The following is a 19,043-nucleotide window of genomic DNA, read 5'->3' as shown; positions in this document are numbered from 1 at the left end:
GGGAGCTTTTATGCCTCGTTTTGCTGCCAACCTGAGCATGCTGTACCCGCAACATGATTTTCTCGAGCGCTTCGCGGCTGCGAAGGCCGATGGTTTTGACGCGGTGGAATACCTGTTCCCCTACGACTACAGCGCCGAGGCACTCAAGCAACGCCTGAGTGACAACGGCCTGGTCCAGGCCCTGTTCAATGCACCACCGGGCGATTGGGCGGCGGGGGAGCGCGGCATCGCCACGCTGCCGGGGCGTGAGGCGGAGTTTCGCAGTGGCTTCGACCGGGCCCTGGAATACGCCGCCGTGCTCGGCAACGACCGCGTGCACGTCATGGCCGGCTTGCTGCCCTCGGAAAGCCTGCGCCAGCGCCATCAGGCCGTGTACCTGGAAAATCTCGCCTACGCCAGCGCAGCGGCGGCCAAGGTCGGCGTCACGGTCTTGCTGGAACCGATCAACACCCGCGACATGCCGGGGTTTTTCCTCAACCGCCAGGACCAGGCCCACGCCATCTGCCGGGAGGTCGGCGCGCGCAACCTCAAGGTGCAGTTTGACTGCTACCACTGCCAGATCGTCGAAGGTGACTTGGCCACCAAGCTGCGCCGCGATATCGATGGCATTGGCCATATCCAGATTGCCGGGGTACCGGACCGTCACGAGCCTGACCTGGGCGAGCTGAACTACGGCTTCCTGTTCGAACTGATGGACCAGTTGGGCTACGACGGCTGGGTCGGCTGCGAATACCGGCCAAAGGGCGACACCTCGGCTGGCCTGCAATGGTTGCGGGACTGGAAAGCGGCTCGGTAGTCGACGAGCCTCTGTGTCGGTTCGGTTCAAATGTGGGAGGGGCGGTGCGACGATTCGACTTGCCCCCGATAGCGGTGTGTCAGCCAACACCTCTACCAGCCATGCCGCCGCCATCGAAGCCTCGCTAAAGCTCGACCTCTCTCACAAAGGAAGGGCTCACGCCGGCAACGGATCACCCGGCAGCATCAATTCAATCCCGCGCTTGCGGATGCTATCTGCCGCTGCCGGGGCCAGGGCGTCGTCGCTGATGATCACGTCGAACGGTTCCAGCCCGGCGATGCGGTACATGCTGAAGGTGCCGTATTTGGAACTGCTCGCGACCAGAACGACCTGGGATGCCGATTGCATTGCCACTTGCTTGACCTCGACTTTCAGCGCCGAGGGGGTGGTGATGCCTCGGTGCAGATCCCAGGAGCTGGTGGACACAAAGGCGATGTCCGTGACCACCTGGCGCAAGGTCGCCACGGCCAGCCCGCCGACGGAAGAGTGGTTGTCATGGTCCAGTTGGCCGCCGGTGTGGATCACCGTGACCTGCGTCGCATCCATCAGGGCCTGCACGATCCCGAAGTCGTTGGTGACCACGGTCATCCCCGACAGCGCCTTGATATACGGGACGATCTCCAGGGTGCTGGTGCCGGCATCCAGGTACACCGTCATGTCCGCGTGCAGCAACCGCGCCGCCAGTCGCGCCATGGCCTGCTTTTGCGGCAACTCCACCACGGCTTTGGATTGATGACTGGGCTCGCTGTGCAACTGGCTGGCGATCCTGACCCCACCGGTGACGGAGTACGCCCGGCCTTCCTGCTCCAGCAATGCAATATCGCGGCGCACGGTCATGTGCGAGCAGTCGAACATCTCCATCAACTGGTGCACGCTCATCACCTGATGCTTGCGCAATTGCCGCAGGATTTGTTCGCGACGCTGCTCGGGAATCATCGGGGTACTGCTGTCGGCGGCAGTGTCCTTGGGGGTGGGCATTGAGGCTCCGGGTCGGTCTGGGGGCTGGGGCACATAGTAGCGAATACACGCGGCGTTCGCCTGCTCCCTGCAGGCGATCCCAGCCCATTGCCCGTCAGAACTTGAACCGCCCCACCAACCCCTTGAGCTGACCGGAAATATCCGTCAACCGACCTGATCCGGTCTGCGCCGAGTGGGCAAAGCCTTCGACCAGTTGCGCATCGGCATGGATCTGCGCGATGTGGCGGTTGATCTCCTCGGCCACCTGGTGCTGTTCTTCGGCGGCGGTGGCGATCTGGGTGTTCTGGTCGCGGATCGAGTCCACCGAGCCTTGGATCTTGTCGAAGCTGTCGCGGGCCTGCTGGATGCGTTCCACGCTGGTGTGGGACACCTGCAGGCTGCCTTGCATCTGCAGGGTGACTTCCTGGGTGCGGCGGGCGAGGTTGCCCAGCAGGCTGTCGATTTCGCCGGTGGAGTCGGCAGTGCGGCGCGCCAGGGCGCGGACTTCGTCGGCGACCACGGCAAAACCTCGGCCCTGATCACCGGCGCGGGCGGCTTCAATCGCCGCGTTGAGTGCCAGCAGGTTGGTCTGTTCGGCGATCGAACGGATGGTGTCGAGGATGGTGTTGATGTTCTGGCTGTCCTGCTCCAGTAACTGCATGGTCTGGGTCGACTTTTGCAGGTCTTCGCTGAGCTTGAGCACGCTGCCGGTGGCTTCGCCGATATGCTGCTGGCCATTGTGCACGTCGCGGTAGCCTTCGTCGGCACTTGCGGCGGCGGCGCTGCAGGAGCGCGCGACTTCGTTGGCGGTGGCCACCATTTCGTTGAACGCGGTGCTCACCAGCTCCACGGCTTCGCGCTGGCGGCCGGCGGCCTGGTTCATGTTATTGGCGACTTCGCTGGTGTCGGCGGCGGCGGTCTGCAGGTCGGAAGAGGCGTTACCGATGCGTTGCACCAATTGCGCGATCATGCTCAGGAACTGGTTGAACCAGCCTGCCAGGCTGGCGGTTTCGTCCTTGCCTTGCACTTTGAGTTGGCGCGTCAGGTCGCCTTCGCCTTCAGCAATTTCTTGCAGGCCGTCGGCCACCCCGCGAATCGGGCGCACGATCATGCTGGCAAAGCTGGCGCCGACAATCGCGAACACCACGGCCAGGGCGGCGGCAATCGCGGCGATCAACCAGGTGAGGCTGGTGGCGCCGGCCATGACTTCATCGCGTTTGATCAGGCCGATAAAGCGCCAGCCCAAATCCTTGGAGCTGACCACGTTGGCCATGTAGGCCACGCCGTTGATGTCGATCTGGGTCACGCCGTCGCCGCGCTTGGCCAGTTCGGCGTAGTTGGGGCCCAGGTCGGCCATCGGCTTGAAGTTGTGCTTGGCGTCGCTGGGGTCCACCAACACGTTGCCGTTGGCTTCCACCAGCATCAGGTAGCCGCTGTCGCCCAGCTTGATGTTGCGCACCAGCTCGGTGAGCTGCTTGAGCGACACGTCCAGGCCGACCACGCCAAGGATGTTGCCGGTGGCGTCGGCGACGGTGTGCACGGTGCCGATCAGGACCACGTCGTCCGGTGCCCAGTAATAGGCGCCGGTGCGCACGGTGGCGCCTGGCGCGGCGATGGCGGCTTTGTACCAGGGGCGTACGCGTGGGTCGTAGTTGTTCAGTTTGGTGTCGTCAGGCCAGCTGGCATAACCGCCGTCGGCGAGGCCCAAAGACAAGTAGGCGGTGCTTGGGTGGCTCTTGGCGAACTGGTCGAAAATCGCCAGCAGGTCTTTGTTGGTCTGGGTCAGGGGGATTTGCGCGGCGTCAGCGCCGGCGTAGCTCTTGAGGTCCTTGGCCGCGACAACGCGCGGGTCCTTGGCCACGAAGTCGACGTTCTGGCTGATGCCATCGAAAAACTGCTTCATGCCGTTGTCGATCTGGCGGATCTCGCGGCCGCTGCTGTCGAGGAAATTGGCCAGGGCCCCCTCGCGCAGATTCAGTACAACCAACACAGCGACCAAAATAACCGGGACGCACGCAATGGCGGCAAACGCCCAGGTCAGCTTTTGCTTGATATTCATGACTTCACCCGCGGGTATTTATATTTTTGGCAAGGAGAAAACAGTGGTGTCGAGCGTCGCATGTGTTGTTTTGAGGGGGTGTGGCCCATGCGTACTCCCTGTATATCGACTGCGGGAGCACGCACTTGAGGCCCAAGGGAGTGTTTAACCGATACGTTCGCCACCCAGCGCATCACGCTGCATCGATTGCAGGTTTTTCTCGATGGTTTCGCAGATGGTTTCCATCTGGATCTGGTGTTCGCTGGAGCGGAACGGGCTCTGCAGGTCGGTGCCGATGCGTTCGATGGCCAGCAGCATAAAGCCCACCACGGTGGATGCCAGCGGGGTGAACCAACCCAGGGATTCCACCAGGCCCACGGGCACGATCAGGCAGAACAGCGAGATAAACAGGCGCGGGAAATACACGTAGGGGTAGGGCAGTGGCGTGTTGGCGATCCGCTCCATGCCGCCCTGGGCATTGGACAAATCCACCAGGGTCGACTCCAGCCGTGCCAGGCGAATGCTGTCCAGGTGGCCGGCTTTATATTCCCTGGCCAGCAACGCCGCCGAGCCGGTGAGGATGTCATTGGCAAAGTTGTTGGTGGCGCCGTTGCGGGCGAATTCCTCGGCCGGGATAAACGCACGCACCTCTTCCGGGCACGGCTCACCCTTGAGATGGGCGGCCAGGCAATTCACGTACGCCACGTGACGGCGCAGCAGGGTGGACTTGACCGGGTTCACTTCGCCGTCCGGATCGTCCAGCAAGGTCAATACCTGCCGGGCAAAACTGCGCGAGTTATTGACCATCGCGCCCCACAGGGTACGCGCCTCCCACCAGCGGTTATAGGCGCTGCTGTTGCGAAAGCTGATGAGCACGATCAGTGCCGAGCCCAGCAGGGTAAGGGGCATCAGCGGCAAGTTGATCTTGGCGGTGAGGAACAGCATGAAGTCCACGGTGACGGCGACGTCCCACAGCAACAGCCAGAACAGCGACCAGCCCACATAGCCCATGGTCTTGATGATCAGGCGGTACTTTTTGATGATGGCGGCTTTCAAACGACAACCTCGCGGCGAGCGGTAGGCAACAGTGCCTTAGCTCGGACGTCGGCTTGCGGGGAAGGTTCGCTGCGGCGACTGAAACGGTTAAGCCATCGGGGTCTTTTTGGAACAATTTTGGTAGCGACGGTGTCCCCTGCGCTAATCACGATAGATTGCGCCCAAGGCAAAACGCCATTATCGGTGCTGCAATTGAGATCAGTGAATCCAAGTTGTTTGATCAGGGCTCTTTCTCATGTGCAGTGGTTCGTTGAAGTTGGCGATGGAACAGTCGGCGCGGGCGTTCGAGCGCCATGTGGATTTTGAAGCGTGTATTCGTACCCATTATTCGATCTTGCTGGAGTGCTATTCAAAAAGACCCTTTTTCTACAAGACCGCACTCAAGTTCAGTCGCTTGATGGTGTCCTTTACGTTATTGAGCACGTATTTCTCCAAACCGGTGCCATTGCTGTCCGAGGTGAAAGAGTTTTGTATGGCGCGTGGGTTCTGTTCCAGAAACAGCCTGGAGTCGATCTTCCTGCTGTTCCGAGCGCTGGGGTTCATGACGGTGTCGAGGCATGCGGATGACAGCCGTTTGCGGGTATTCAGCCCGTCATCCCAAGCCTGCGAGGAGGTCAGGCAGATGCTCACGTCGGTGGTCGAGCCGCTGGGCGTGATGTGCCCGGAAACCGCGGTGTGCGGCTCAATGAACGGGTTGGATGATCGCGCCTATCTGGCACGTTATTTCAAAGGGTTTTCGGTCCTTCTGAGCCATAACGTGACCATTGACCTGTTGATGCCCGACTGTTATTGGCTGGTAAAGCGCGATGCCGGGCATATGTTGATGCTGGCGATCTATAACGATGCGTGTGCGCTGGATAATCAAGGGGCAAGTTTCAGGTCTTCGTCGTACCTTTCCATCGCTGAGCAACTCTCGGTGTCCAAGACCCACGTTATTCGTCTGGTGCAAGAGGGGGCCGACCGGGGCTATTTCAAGGTTCATTCCAAGACACTGCTTGAAGTCCTGCCACCTTTTATCGTGTTGGTAAGGCGGTTCATGGCTTATTCGTTTGCGACCTGCCTACACAGTCTTCAACTGAGTCATGTCGATAACAAAGCGGCCACTCATGCACAGGGAGTGACGGGATGCCGGCTAATGTGAAACTCAGGCCACGGATGCAAAGGCTGTTGTCGCCCGCCATTGCCCAGGCCGAACTGATCGGGATTTTCGCCTGGCTGGCGGTGTTGCTGGTTGATCGCGCAGAGATGTTCGGGTGGCCGGTCGCGCTGGTCACGATGGGTCTGTGCGCGGTGTATGGGGTCCACCGGGTGGTGACTCAGTATGTGCTGTGGCGGGCGCTGGGCGTGGCCTACATGGTGCTGCTGACCGCAGGTTTTGCCTATGTGGTTCACACCCGCCCCGCGTTGCAGGTGTTCGCCTTGCCGCTGGCCGTGACCTTGGTGATGAGCAGCGCAATCCTGTTTATCGTGGTCCAGGATTTTCTGTTCTGCGCCGCTGTGGTCTGGTTGCTGACGTGGCCCAGCATTCAACTGAGCCTCTATGAAGGCGTCGACAGCTACGTGTTTATCTTTTGCGCCGCGTCGGTGGCGATCGGCTTTATCTTGAATGTCTATTACCTGAAAAACCTGCGCTCCGTGTTACTGGTCGAGAGTGAGTTTCGGGAATTGGCCGAGACGGATTATTTGACCTCCATCCTGAACCGGCGAGCCTTTATGGAGAGTTTCGCCAAACTGATTGAGGCCGGTGATACCGGTTACTTCATGATGTTGGATATCGACAGTTTCAAGTTGAAGAATGACCAATTCGGCCATGACGTCGGTGACAGGATTCTCTGCGCGATGGCCGCGTGCCTGAAATCCACCCCCGGCAGCCACAGTTTCGGCAGGATTGGCGGTGAGGAATTTGGCGTGCTGCTGGTGGGCAATGACCCTGATGTCGCCAGCGATTTTGCGCTGCGGCTGTTGCATGGGATTCGCTACAGTGTCGCACCGCCCCATCACTACACCTGCAGTGCGGGCATGACGCGTTTTACGGCTGGGGACGATATGTCGGCGGTCCTCAAACGTGCCGACCGCAACCTCTACGCCGCCAAGGGCAACGGCAAGGACCGCGTGTATTTGGATGGCGCGCCGGTGTTTCACCGTTCGATGTCCACCCCGGAGGCCTTATGAAAGTTGGCGTGATTTCCGATACCCATGGCCTGCTGCGGCCTGAAGCGGTGGCGGCCTTGCAGGGATGCGAGCAGATCATCCATGCCGGCGATATCGGCAGCCCTGAGATTCTTCAGCAATTGGCACAGATCGCGCCCCTGCACGTGGTGCGTGGCAACAATGACCAGGACGCGGCGTGGGCGGAGCAGGTGCCCGACCATCTGATGCTGGATGTGGGCGGATGGCGGACGTTGGTGGTGCATGACATCGCCGACGTACCCGCCTTACTCGACACGTCTACGCGGCTGGTGATCACCGGCCATTCGCACAAGCCCCTGATCGAATGGCGGGGCGCAACGCTGTATGTGAACCCCGGCAGTGCAGGGCGGCGGCGCTTCAAGTTGCCGGTGACGTTGGCGGTGCTGGAGGTGCAGGAGCTGACGATCGAGTCGCGGCTGGTCGCGCTGCTGGACTGATCCGGTTTTTATCGTTGCGTCAGGATGCTCTGCAACAATCCCGGAAACCGTTCCTCAAGCACCTCGCCGCGCAGTGAATTCATATGGGTGGTGCCCACACTTCGGGTGTGTACCAGGCCGGCATCGCGCAGGACCCGGAAGTGGTGGGACATGCTGGACTTGGGACGCCCGCCGTCCAGTTCGCCGCAACTGGCCTCGGGCACGCCGGCCAGGCAGCGGACAATCTCCAGGCGCACCGGATCACTCAGCGCGTACAACAGGCGCTCGAGGGTCAGGTCTTCCGGGGTGGGATGTTTAAAGGCTCGCATGAAACGAATCATAACAGGGGGCTATCATCGAATACCATAGTTCGATTACCATCGAACTATCGAATCAACCACTCGCTCCCGGAGTTCTCAATGTCCGCTCTGTTCGAACCGTTCAAACTCAAAGACGTCACCCTGCGCAATCGCATCGCCATCCCGCCAATGTGCCAATACATGGCCGATGACGGCATCGTCAACGACTGGCACCTCGTGCACCTGGCCAGCATGGCCCGTGGCGGCGCCGGTTTGCTGGTGGTCGAGGCCACCGCTGTAGCGCCCGAGGGGCGTATCACCCCAGGTTGCGCCGGTATCTGGAGCGACGCCCACGCCCAGGCGTTCGTGCCCATGGTCAAGGCCATCAAGGCCGCCGGCTCGGTGCCAGGCATCCAGATCGGCCACGCCGGTCGCAAAGCCAGCGCCAACCGCCCATGGGAAGGGGACGACCATATGCCTGCCTCCGATGCGCGCAGCTGGGAAACCATCGCGCCGTCGGCCATCGCCTTTGGTGCCAACCTGCCGCAAGTCCCACGCGCGATGACCCTGGATGACATCGCTCGGGTCAAGCAGGACTTCGTCGACGCCGCCCGCCGTGCCCGTGACGCCGGTTTCGAGTGGATCGAACTGCACTTCGCCCATGGCTACCTGGGCCAGAGCTTCTTCTCCGAGCATTCCAACCAGCGCACCGACGCCTACGGTGGCAGCTTCGACAACCGCAGCCGTTTCCTCCTGGAAACCCTGGCCGCCGTGCGCGAAGTCTGGCCAGAGAACCTGCCGCTGACCGCGCGTTTTGGCGTGATCGAATACGACGGCCGTGACGAGCAGACCCTCACCGAATCCATCGAACTGGCCCGCAACTTCAAAGCTGGCGGCCTTGACCTGCTGAGCGTCAGCGTCGGTTTTACCATCCCCGACACCAATATCCCGTGGGGCCCGGCCTTCATGGGCCCGATCGCCGAGCGCGTGCGCCGCGAAGCGGGCATCCCGGTGACCTCGGCCTGGGGCTTTGGCACGCCGCAACTGGCAGAAGGTGCGTTGCAGTCTGGGCACCTGGACCTGGTCTCGGTCGGTCGTGCGCACCTGGCTGACCCGCATTGGGCGTACTTTGCGGCCAAGGAACTGGGCGTGGAGAAATCCTCCTGGACCTTGCCGGCGCCTTACGCCCATTGGTTGGAACGCTATCGCTGAGCGGATCCATTTCTAAAGTTATATAAAAATCCAAATGTGGGAGGGGCGGTGCGACGATTCGACTTACCCCCTCCCACATTTGCCTCGCGTCCAATTTCCTGCATATCGATACAAAGCGGTTACCTGAAAAATAGTGAATGAGAACAGATGTCAAACGCGAATGACTTGGTATACCATTCCCGCGTTTTTTGGCAGGTTTGCCGCCCCTTCTGGCTCATTCACTAGGTTGAACATCCATGCGTCGTACCTTGATTTCCCTCTGTGTGCTTCAGGCGTTTTCCCCTTTCACCTGGGCAGAGGTTGTCCCTGCCGACAAGGCCAGTCTTGAGCTGCAGGCCACCAATGTCACAGGCGAGGCGGACTACGAGACAGCTCAAGGGCCGGTCAAGGGCTACCACGCCACACGTTCCGCGAGTGCGACGCGCACCGACACCTCGATTCATGAAACCCCGCAGTCCATCAGCGTCGTGTCCAAGGATGTGGTCGAAGACATCGGCGCCACCCGCTTGCAGGACGCACTGGACTACGCCGGCGGCGTGGGCCGCGCCAACAACTTCGGCGGGCAGGGGCTCACCACCTTCACCGTACGTGGCTTCACCACCGGCGAGTTCTACCGCAACGGTTTCCCGATCAACCGCGGCTACCCGAACATGCCGGACGCCAACACCATCGAACGCCTCGAAGTACTGCGCGGTCCGGCGACCATGCTGTATGGCCGTGGCGATCCCGGCGGCACTTTCAACGTGGTCTCCAAGCAACCGCTGGCCGAGCCGACCGTGACCCTCGGCAGCCAACTGGATGACCAAGGCATGCAGCGCGCCACCCTCGACGCCTCCGGCCCGCTGGACGAACAAGGTCGCCTGGCCTATCGCCTGAACGTGGTGGGCGAGGGCGGTGACACGTTCCGTGATCACGTCGAAACCGAACGCTACGGCGTGACGCCGGTGATCACCTGGCAGGCCAGCGATGACACCAAGGTGATCTTCGAAGGCGATTTCATGCGCAACAACCACCCGCTGGACCGTGGCCTGACGCGCTACCCCAATCAAAAAGGCACCGCCTCGCGCGACACCTTCTGGGGTGAAAAAGACGTCGGCAAACTGCACAACGACAACAGCATGGCGCAGCTGCGTTTCGAGCACCTGCTCAATGACAACTGGACCCTGGGCGGCGGTTTCCAATGGCTCGACGGCACCCTGCAAGGCAACGCCATTGAAGCCAACGGCCTGGCCGCCGATGGGCGCACACTGGGCCGGAACTTCAACTACCGCAAGCTGGAGTGGACCGATAAAGACACTCAGCTCAACCTCACCGGGCATTTCTCCACCGGCGGTTTCGATCACACCTTGCTCACCGGCGTCGAGTTCGAAGACTACGACTATAAGTCGATCATCCAGCGCTCCAGTGGCGCGGTGGGGGCCTACACCATCGACATCTTCAACCCGGTCTACGGCCAGGCGCGCCCGAACCTCACACGCACGCCGACCCACGACAAGGAAAACCTCAAGACTTACGCCGCCTTTGTGCAAGACCAGGTGGCCCTCACCGAGCGTTTGAAAGTCCTTGCCGGCGCACGCTTCGAGCGCTTTGAACACGACTACCACACCTACGTGCCGGGCGGTAAAAGCTGGGAAGCCAGCGACAACGCCGTCACCCCACGCGTCGGCGTGATCTATGACCTTACCGACACCGTCGCGGTCTACGCCGACGCCGCGCGTTCGTTCAAGCCCAACACCGGCGCCAGTCGCCAGGGCGGTGGTTTTGAACCGGAGAAAGGCAAATCCTACGAGATGGGCATCAAGTGGGAAGCTCTGGACCGTCAACTCAGCGTCGACGCCGCGATCTACCAGATCGAGAAGAAAAACGTGCTCACCACCGACCCTCTCGACTCAACCTTCAGTGTCGCTGCCGGCCAGGTGCGCAGCCGTGGTTTCGACTTGAACGTGGCGGGCAATATCACCCCCGAGTGGCGTGTGATCGGCGGCTATGCCTACGTGGACGCCGAAGTGACCAAGGACAACACCCTGCGCACCGGCACGCGTTTGCTGAACATCCCGCGCAACAGCTTCAGCCTGCTCAACGTCTACGAATTCCAGGACGGCGCCCTCAAGGGCCTGGGCCTGGGCGCGGGTGGCAAGTATGTGGATGAGCGGGCCGGGCAGACCTCCAACAACGCCTTCTCGATGGACGCCTACACCGTGGTCGACCTGCTCAGCTACTACAAGGTCAACGACAAGGTGCGGCTGAACCTGGATGTGAAGAACCTGTTCAATCGCGACTATGAAGAAGGTGCGTTTGGCAACGTATACGCCTACCCAGGCGAACCGCGCACAGTGCAGGTCGGCATCGCCTACACCCTCTAACAGCCTGCACAGCTTCAATGTGGGAGGGGGCTTGCTCCCGATAGCGGTAGACCAGTCGATGTTGCTGTGACTGATCCACCGTCATCGGGGCAAGCCCCCTCCCACATTTGATTGCGTTTACATTACAACGGCGTGAGCACATTCATCACCGTATCCAACGCCACCCGCGTGTCATCCAGCTGCACCAGCGAAGCATGCCGCGCGCCAAGGGCGTCGCGGTTTTTTATCGCGGTGAGGATCGCCTTGTGCCGGGGCAGGCTCAGGCCCTGGATGTCCGGGCGGCGGTTGGTGATGTTGATCGACTCGCGCAGCGGCAACGACAGCATGTTGCACATATAGGCGAGCAGGTCGTTGCGGGTGGCGTCGGCAATGGCGCGGTGGAAGTCCAGGTCGGCCTGCAACAGCTGTTCGTGGGTCTGCGCGGTTTCCATGCCCAGGTAGGCTTTTTCGATGGTGGCGATGTCTTCATCGGTGGCGGTGGTCGCGGCCATGGCGGCGATCTCTGGCTCGAGGATGCGCCGCACACCGGCCAGGGTATTGAAGAATTCACTGTGGGGCGTGGACTGCATCAACCAGGACAACACGTCCGGGTCGAGCAGGTGCCATTTCAGGCGCGGCCGCACCACCGCACCCACCCGCGGTTTGGAATACACCAGGCCCTTGGCGCTGAGCACCCGGGTCGCCTCGCGCAACACCGAACGACTGACCTTGTACTCCTCGCAGAGCGTGGCCTCCATGGGTAACCGTTCTTCGGGCTTGAAGCGACCTGAAACGATGTGCATGCCCAAGTCCTGAACGATCTGGGCATGCATGCTCTTGCGCGGCTTGGGCGGCTGGTGATCCATAACGACAGGGATGCTCTGACTTAAATTCGCGGCATCATAGCATCCCAATTAGTGGGAATGCCGGGGGACTTCAGCCCCACGGCAACCCACCAGGAAGTCAAAGTCGCAACCCTGGTCGGCCTGCAGCACATGGTCGATGTACAGCTGGCGGTAGCCGCCGACGATCAGGTTCTGCGGCGGTTTGAGGTCGGCCATGCGCGCCGCCAGCTCTGCGTCGGGGATGTCCAGGTGCAGGCGACCGTTGGCGCAGTCGAGTTCGATCCAGTCACCTTCCTTCACCGTGGCCAACGGTCCACCGGCAGCAGCTTCCGGCGCCACGTGCAAGACCACGGTGCCGTAGGCGGTGCCGCTCATGCGCGCATCGGAGATCCGCACCATATCGGTCACGCCCTGGGCCAGCAGTTTGGCCGGCAAGCCCATGTTGCCGACTTCGGCCATGCCCGGGTAACCCTTGGGCCCGCAGTTTTTCATGACCAGGATCGAGTTGGCGTCCACGTCCAGTTCCGGGTCGTTGATGCGCGCCTTGTACATGTCGAAGTTCTCGAACACCACCGCACGGCCGCGATGCTGCATCAGCTCGGCACTGGCGGCCGACGGCTTGAGCACCGCACCGAGTGGCGCCAGGTTGCCGCGCAGCACGCAGATGCCACCGTCGGCGCGGATCGGGTTGTCGAGGGTGCGGATCACTTCGTCCTGGCCGTAGATCGGCGAGTCCTTGGTGTTCTCGCCCAGGGTCTTGCCGTTGACGGTCAAGGCGTTCGGGTGCGGGATCAGGTTGGCTTCGCCGAGGCGACGCAGCACGGCGGGCAGGCCACCGGCGTAGTAGAACTCTTCCATCAGGAAGCGCCCGGACGGTTGCAGGTCGACGATGGTCGGCATGCCGCGACCCATGCGGGTCCAGTCGTCCAGGTCAAGCTCGACGCCGATGCGCCCGGCGATGGCTTTCAAGTGGATCACGGCGTTGGTCGAGCCACCGATGGCGGCGTTCACGCGGATGGCGTTTTCAAACGCCTCCTTGGTGAGGATCTTCGACAGCTTCAAGTCTTCGCGCACCATCTCGACCGCACGCATGCCGGACATATGGGCCAATACATAACGCCGTGCATCCACCGCCGGGATCGCTGCGTTGTGGGGCAGGGAAGTGCCCAGTGCCTCGGCCATGCACGCCATGGTCGATGCGGTGCCCATGGTGTTGCAGGTGCCCGCCGAACGCGACATGCCGCCTTCGGCCGCGAGGAAGTCATCCAGGGTAATGGTGCCGGCCTTAACCTGTTCACTGAGCTGCCACACCACGGTGCCCGAGCCGATGTCCTGGCCCTTGTGCTTGCCGTTGAGCATCGGCCCACCGGTGACCACGATGGCCGGCACGTCGCAACTGGCGGCGCCCATCAGCAGGGCCGGGGTGGTTTTGTCGCAGCCGGTCAGCAGCACCACACCGTCAATCGGGTTGCCGCGAATCGCTTCCTCCACGTCCATGCTCGCCAGGTTGCGGGTGAGCATGGCGGTGGGGCGCAGGTTGGATTCGCCGTTGGAGAACACCGGGAATTCCACCGGGAAGCCACCGGCCTCGATCACGCCACGTTTGACGTGCTCAGCGATCTGGCGGAAATGCGCGTTGCACGGGGTCAGCTCCGACCAGGTATTGCAGATACCGATGATCGGCTTGCCATGGAACTGATGGTCGGCAATGCCCTGATTCTTCATCCAGCTGCGGTACATAAAGCCGTTTTTGTCGGCGGTACCAAACCACTGGGCGGAGCGTAGGCCGGGCTTTTTATCAGACATGATCGATTCTCTTATTGTATGACTATATGTTCTATGCGTGCTTAAACATAAGCGCAAAATCGATGCTTTGGAAGAGTTGTTTTGCAAATAGTCCTACTATATAGTCTGGCTTAACTGAGGTATGACCCTGGCGGATTTTCGCGAGAGGCGTCCCCCGAGCTTCTATAAGAACAACAATCGGAGATCGACCCCCATGAGCCAGGAACTGCGGCTTATTCGGCGCATTACGCTGAAACTGATTCCCTTCCTGATCCTGCTGTACCTGATCGCCTACGTGGACCGCTCCGCCGTGGGCTTTGCCAAGTTGCACATGGGCGCCGACGTCGGTATCGGCGATGCGGCCTATGGCCTGGGCGCGGGGTTGTTCTTTATCGGCTACTTCCTCTTCGAGATCCCCAGCAACCTGATGCTCGACCGCTTTGGCGCACGGCGTTGGTTCGCGCGGATCATGATCACCTGGGGCGCGATCACCATCGGCATGGCCTTCGTGCAAGGGCCGCACAGCTTCTATGTGATGCGCTTCCTGCTCGGCGCGGCCGAAGCCGGATTCTTTCCCGGCGTCCTGTACTACATCACCCAATGGTTCCCTGTGCGCCATCGCGGCAAGATCCTCGGGCTGTTCATCCTCTCCCAACCGATTGCGATGATGATCACCGGCCCTGTGTCCGGCGGCCTGCTGGGCATGGACGGCATCCTCGGCCTGCATGGCTGGCAGTGGCTGTTCATCGTGATCGGCACCCCGGCGATCCTGCTCACCTGGCCGGTGCTGCGCTACCTGCCGGATGGCCCCAAGCAGGTCAAATGGATGAGCGACGCGGAAAAAACCTGGCTCACCGATGAATTGGCCAAGGACCTGCAAGCTTACGGCCAGACCCGCCACGGCAACCCGCTGCATGCCCTCAAGGACAAACGTGTGCTGCTGCTGGCGCTGTTCTACCTGCCGGTGACCCTGAGCATCTATGGCCTGGGCCTGTGGCTGCCGACCCTGATCAAACAGTTTGGCGGCACCGACCTGGTCACCGGCTTTATCTCCGCCGTGCCGTACATCTTCGGCATCATCGGCCTGCTGATCATCCCGCGCAGTTCCGACCGCTTGAATGATCGCTACGGCCACCTGGCCGTGCTGTATGTGCTGGGCGCCATCGGCCTGTTCTTCAGCGCCTGGCTGAGTGTGCCGGTGCTGCAAATGGCCGCGCTGTGCCTGGCGGCGTTTGCGATGTTTTCCTGCACCGCAGTGTTCTGGACCTTGCCGGGGCGCTTCTTTGCCGGCGCCAGTGCGGCGGCGGGCATTGCCTTGATCAACTCGGTGGGCAACCTCGGCGGCTATATCGGTCCGTTCGTGATCGGTGCGCTCAAGGAATACACCGGCAACCTCGCCTCGGGCTTGTACTTCCTGTCCGGGGTCATGGTGTTCGGGCTGGTCTTGACCGGCGTGGTCTACCGCCTGCTGGAGCGCAAGCACGTACTGCCCGCCGATCAATTCGCCGCCAGCGCCCGTGGCGCCACACGTACTTAATCTGGGAGAAGTTTCATGCGTTTAGTTCAGTTCGAGTCAAGCAACGGTGAACGCCGGGTCGGCGTTGTAGAAGGCGCCACAGTGCGCGAAGTGCGTACCGCGCGCAGCGTGCGCGAACTGGCGCTGGCCGCCATCGAGGCGGGCGTCAAGTTGCAGCAGCAGGTCGAGAGCCTGGGCCTGGGCGACAGCCATGACTACGCCGCACTGCTGGCCGACCTGAAGATTTTGCCGCCGTTGGATCACCCGGACCCGGCCCATATGCTCATCAGCGGCACCGGCCTGACCCACCTGGGCAGCGCCTCGGCGCGGGACAAAATGCACCAGCAGGCCGGCGATGAGAGCGCCTTGACCGACACCATGCGCATCTTCAAATGGGGCGTGGAGGGTGGCAAGCCCGCTGCCGGCCAGGCCGGTGTGCAACCGGAATGGTTCTACAAGGGCGACGGCAGCATCGTCGTGCGCCCAGGCGAAGCCTTCCCGGTGCCACCGTTTGCCGAAGACGCCGGTGAAGAACCGGAAATCGGCGGCCTGTATGTGATCGGTCCGGACAGCAAGCCCTATCGCCTGGGTTTTGCAGTGGGCAACGAGTTCTCCGACCACATCATGGAGCGCAAGAACTACCTGTACCTGGCCCATTCCAAGCTGCGCAGTTGCAGCTACGGCCCCGAACTGCGCGTGGGCGAGTTGCCCCAGCACCTGGCCGGCACCAGCCGCATCCTGCGTAACGGCGAGGAAATCTGGCGGAACGAATTCCTCAGTGGCGAGGCCAATATGTGCCACAGCCTGGAAAACCTCGAGTACCACCACTTCAAATACCGCCAGTTCCTCAAGCCGGGCGATGTGCACATTCACTTCTTCGGCACCGCCACGCTGTCATTCGCCGATGGTATACGTACCCAACCGGGCGATGTGTTCGAGATCAGCCAGGCCGAGTTCGGCGCGCCGTTGGTCAATGGCGTCGGCAGCAGCGATGCGGCATTTGAACCCGGCCAAGTCACCCCCCTTTAAGGAGATCAACATGACCCAGTTCCTCGGCCACAACTACATCGGCGGCCAGCGCAGCGCCAGCGGCAGCATCAAGCTGCACAGCGTCGATGCCAGCACGGGCGAAACCTTGCCGCAGGATTTCTACCAGGCCACGCCGGAAGAGGTGGATGCCGCCGCCAAGGCCGCCGCCGCGGCGTATCCGGCGTACCGTGCGTTGAGTGCCGCGCGCCGTGCGCAGTTCCTGGACGCGATAGCCGACGAACTGGATGGCCTGAGCGATAACTTCATCGAGTTGGTCTGCCGCGAAACCGCGCTGCCCGCCGCCCGTATCAAAGGCGAGCGTGGGCGTACCAGTGGCCAGATGCGCCTGTTCGCCACGGTGCTGCGTCGCGGTGATTTCTACGGCGCACGCATCGACAAGGCGTTACCCGATCGCCAGCCGCTGCCACGCCCGGACCTGCGCCAATACCGCATCGGCCTGGGCCCGGTCGCCGTGTTTGGCGCGAGCAACTTCCCCCTGGCGTTTTCCACCGCCGGCGGCGATACCGCAGCGGCGCTGGCGGCCGGTTGCCCGGTGGTGTTCAAGGCCCACAGCGGGCATATGGCCACGGCCGAGTGTGTCGCTGATGCGATCATTCGCGCGGCCGAGCTCACGGAAATGCCGGTGGGCGTGTTCAACATGATCTTCGGCGGCGGCGTCGGTGAGGCGCTGGTCAAGCACCCGGCGATCCAGGCGGTGGGCTTTACCGGCTCGCTCAAGGGCGGTCGCGCCTTGTGCGATATGGCCGCGGCGCGCCCGCAGCCGATCCCGGTGTTTGCCGAGATGTCGAGCATCAACCCGGTGATCGTGCTGCCCCAAGCCTTGCAAGCGCGGGCGGAAGCGGTCGCTCGGGATCTGACCGCGTCGGTGGTGCAAGGCTGCGGCCAGTTCTGCACCAACCCTGGCCTGGTGATCGGTATCGCCTCGCCGCAGTTCACTGCGTTTACCCAACAGGTCGCCCAACTGATCGGTGAGCAACCGGCGCAAACCATGCTCAATGCCGGCACCCTGAGCAGCTACGGCAAAGGCCTGGAAAAACTCCTGGCGCATCCTGGCATTCAGCATGTGGCCGGTAGCACCCAGGCGGGCAATCAGGCGCAACCGCAGCTGTTCAAGGCCGATGTGCGCTTGCTGATCGATGGCGATGAAGTGCTGCAGGAAGAAGTCTTCGGCCCTACCACGGTGTTTGTCGAAGTGGCTGATCAAGCCCAACTCAGCGCCGCCTTGCATGGCCTGCACGGCCAGCTCACGGCGACGATCATTGGCGAACCGGCAGACTTTCAACAGTTCGCCGAACTCACGCCGCTGCTGGAACAGAAAGTCGGGCGCATCCTGCTCAACGGCTACCCGACCGGCGTCGAAGTCTGCGATTCGATGGTGCATGGCGGTCCGTATCCGGCGACGTCGGATGCCCGTGGCACCTCGGTCGGCACCTTGGCCATCGACCGTTTCCTGCGCCCGGTGTGCTTCCAGAACTACCCTGACAGCCTGCTGCCCGACGCGTTGAAAAACGCCAACCCGTTGCGCATCCAGCGTCTGGTGGATGGCACGCCATCGCGCGATTCGCTGTAAACACTCATCAGGAGGCGTCATGTCGTGTACCGCTGTCACTGAGCACCGTGCGCAACTGGGGGAAGGCCCGTTCTGGGACGTGCCGACCCAGGCGCTGTACTGGGTCAATATCGCCGGCAAACAGGCACTGCGCCTGATGGGCGGGCAGTTGCAGATCTGGCAGTTGCCCGAGCACGTTTCGGCGTTTATCCCGTGTGAAAGCGGTGATGCGCTGGTGACCTTGAGCAGCGGTGTCTACCGCCTGGACCTGGTCACCGAAGCCCTGACCCTGCTGTGCGTGGCCGACCCGCAACCGGGCAACCGTGGCAATGAAGCGCGCTGCGACGCCCAGGGCCGCCTGTGGCTGGGCACCATGCAGAACAACATCGGCGAACACGGCGAAGACTTGCCGATCACGCGGCGCTCCGGCGGCCTGTTTCGCATCGATGCGGATGCACAGGTCACGCCGTTGCTCCACGGCCTGGGCATTCCCAACACCTTGCTGTGGAGCGAGGACGGCAGGCAGGTGCATTTCGGTGACAGCCTGGACGCCACGCTCTACCAGCATACGATCCAAGCCGACGGCCAACTTGAGCCGGCAACGCTATGGTTCGGACCGCACGCACGCGGCGGGCCGGATGGCTCAGCCATGGACAGTGAGGGCTACATCTGGAACGCCCGTTGGGACGGCAGTTGCCTGCTGCGCCTGACGCCCGAGGGGGAGGTGGACCGCATTATCGAGTTGCCCGTGAGTCGCCCCACCAGTTGCGTATTCGGTGGCCCCAACCTCACCACTTTGTATATCACCAGCGCTGCCAGTCCATTGGATCACCCTCTGGACGGCGCGGTGCTGGCCATCGAAGTCGATGTCCCCGGCATGCCTTGCCATCGCTTTGCCGGTTAGCTGCACCGCTTCACTGTAGGAGCGAGCTTGCTCGCGAAAAACGTTAACGATGACGCGTACATCCTGAATGCACGCGGCGCGCTCAGGC

General features: G+C 62.0%; 16 protein-coding genes. 10 read left to right on the top strand and 6 right to left on the bottom strand.

All coding sequences use genetic code 11. The annotated features are described in order from the left end of the window. The first annotated feature begins 10 nt into the window (after positions 1-10). Positions 11-796, top strand: coding sequence for a 2-oxo-tetronate isomerase (gene otnI / locus J1G35_RS07660; protein ID WP_223014353.1), 786 nt, complete (start codon positions 11-13; stop codon positions 794-796). 156 nt (positions 797-952) lie between these two features. Here otnI and J1G35_RS07655 read toward each other — a convergent pair whose 3' ends face one another. The 3 genes from J1G35_RS07655 to J1G35_RS07645 form a co-directional block, all read right to left on the bottom strand. Further along, a complete protein-coding gene (locus J1G35_RS07655; protein ID WP_223014351.1) occupies positions 953-1,774 on the bottom strand; it encodes a DeoR/GlpR family DNA-binding transcription regulator in 822 nt (273 codons plus the stop codon). A gap of 94 nt (positions 1,775-1,868) precedes the next feature. Continuing rightward, entirely contained in the window at positions 1,869-3,812 is a 1,944-nt protein-coding gene (locus J1G35_RS07650) for a methyl-accepting chemotaxis protein (RefSeq protein ID WP_223014350.1), read from the bottom strand. A 144-nt stretch (positions 3,813-3,956) separates the two neighbouring features. Then, a complete protein-coding gene (locus J1G35_RS07645) occupies positions 3,957-4,847 on the bottom strand; it encodes a bestrophin family ion channel (RefSeq protein ID WP_223014348.1) in 891 nt (296 codons plus the stop codon). 262 nt (positions 4,848-5,109) lie between these two features. On the opposite strand from J1G35_RS07645, the gene J1G35_RS07640 reads away from it, so the two are divergent. From J1G35_RS07640 to J1G35_RS07630, 3 genes are read left to right on the top strand one after another with little or no spacing between them, the layout of a single operon-like run. Further along, the gene (locus tag J1G35_RS07640) at positions 5,110-5,988 is read left to right on the top strand and encodes a hypothetical protein (RefSeq protein WP_082341056.1); all 879 of its coding nucleotides are present in this window, start codon (positions 5,110-5,112) and stop codon (positions 5,986-5,988) included. Continuing rightward, the gene (locus J1G35_RS07635) at positions 5,973-7,019 is read left to right on the top strand and encodes a GGDEF domain-containing protein (RefSeq protein WP_223014347.1); all 1,047 of its coding nucleotides are present in this window, start codon (positions 5,973-5,975) and stop codon (positions 7,017-7,019) included. The genes J1G35_RS07640 and J1G35_RS07635 overlap by 16 nt, the downstream gene beginning before the upstream one ends. Beyond that, on the top strand, positions 7,016-7,474 hold the full coding sequence (locus tag J1G35_RS07630) for a metallophosphoesterase family protein (protein ID WP_223014345.1): 459 nt from the start codon (positions 7,016-7,018) through the stop codon (positions 7,472-7,474). Before J1G35_RS07635 ends, J1G35_RS07630 begins: the two co-directional genes overlap by 4 nt. A gap of 8 nt (positions 7,475-7,482) precedes the next feature. Here the strand turns inward: J1G35_RS07630 and J1G35_RS07625 are convergent, their stop codons facing one another. Next, the gene (locus tag J1G35_RS07625; RefSeq protein ID WP_027603612.1) at positions 7,483-7,794 is read right to left on the bottom strand and encodes a helix-turn-helix domain-containing protein; all 312 of its coding nucleotides are present in this window, start codon (positions 7,792-7,794) and stop codon (positions 7,483-7,485) included. A gap of 78 nt (positions 7,795-7,872) precedes the next feature. Between J1G35_RS07625 and J1G35_RS07620 the strand changes: the two genes are divergently transcribed. Continuing rightward, a complete protein-coding gene (locus J1G35_RS07620; protein WP_053139484.1) occupies positions 7,873-8,964 on the top strand; it encodes an NADH:flavin oxidoreductase/NADH oxidase in 1,092 nt (363 codons plus the stop codon). Positions 8,965-9,200: 236 nt separating this feature from the next. Further along, the gene (locus J1G35_RS07615; RefSeq protein WP_053139482.1) at positions 9,201-11,327 is read left to right on the top strand and encodes a TonB-dependent siderophore receptor; all 2,127 of its coding nucleotides are present in this window, start codon (positions 9,201-9,203) and stop codon (positions 11,325-11,327) included. Positions 11,328-11,449: 122 nt separating this feature from the next. Here the strand turns inward: J1G35_RS07615 and J1G35_RS07610 are convergent, their stop codons facing one another. Both J1G35_RS07610 and J1G35_RS07605 read right to left on the bottom strand, forming a co-directional pair. After that, complete coding sequence (locus tag J1G35_RS07610) at positions 11,450-12,172, bottom strand: FadR/GntR family transcriptional regulator (protein ID WP_053139481.1); 723 nt, start codon at positions 12,170-12,172, stop codon at positions 11,450-11,452. Between the two features lie 48 nt (positions 12,173-12,220). Next, positions 12,221-13,957 (bottom strand): IlvD/Edd family dehydratase, encoded by a 1,737-nt coding sequence (locus J1G35_RS07605; RefSeq protein ID WP_223014343.1) that lies wholly within the window; start codon positions 13,955-13,957, stop codon positions 12,221-12,223. A 193-nt stretch (positions 13,958-14,150) separates the two neighbouring features. Here J1G35_RS07605 and J1G35_RS07600 point away from each other — a divergent pair, with 193 nt between their 5' ends. Genes J1G35_RS07600 through J1G35_RS07585 form a run of 4 tightly spaced genes read left to right on the top strand, consistent with a single transcriptional unit; the run spans position 14,151 to position 18,955 of the window. Beyond that, the gene (locus J1G35_RS07600) at positions 14,151-15,473 is read left to right on the top strand and encodes an MFS transporter (protein ID WP_053139479.1); all 1,323 of its coding nucleotides are present in this window, start codon (positions 14,151-14,153) and stop codon (positions 15,471-15,473) included. Positions 15,474-15,488: 15 nt separating this feature from the next. Next, positions 15,489-16,481 (top strand): AraD1 family protein, encoded by a 993-nt coding sequence (araD1, locus tag J1G35_RS07595; protein WP_065926377.1) that lies wholly within the window; start codon positions 15,489-15,491, stop codon positions 16,479-16,481. Positions 16,482-16,491: 10 nt separating this feature from the next. Then, the gene (locus J1G35_RS07590) at positions 16,492-18,072 is read left to right on the top strand and encodes an aldehyde dehydrogenase (NADP(+)) (protein ID WP_223014341.1); all 1,581 of its coding nucleotides are present in this window, start codon (positions 16,492-16,494) and stop codon (positions 18,070-18,072) included. 19 nt (positions 18,073-18,091) lie between these two features. After that, positions 18,092-18,955, top strand: a complete 864-nt coding sequence (locus J1G35_RS07585) for an SMP-30/gluconolactonase/LRE family protein (protein WP_223014339.1) — start codon at positions 18,092-18,094, stop codon at positions 18,953-18,955. Positions 18,956-19,043: the final 88 nt, after the last annotated feature.

The sequence above is a fragment of the Pseudomonas sp. SH10-3B genome, from assembly GCF_019891415.1.
Classification (GTDB): domain Bacteria; phylum Pseudomonadota; class Gammaproteobacteria; order Pseudomonadales; family Pseudomonadaceae; genus Aquipseudomonas.
This window is presented reverse-complemented; position numbering and strand designations above follow the sequence as displayed.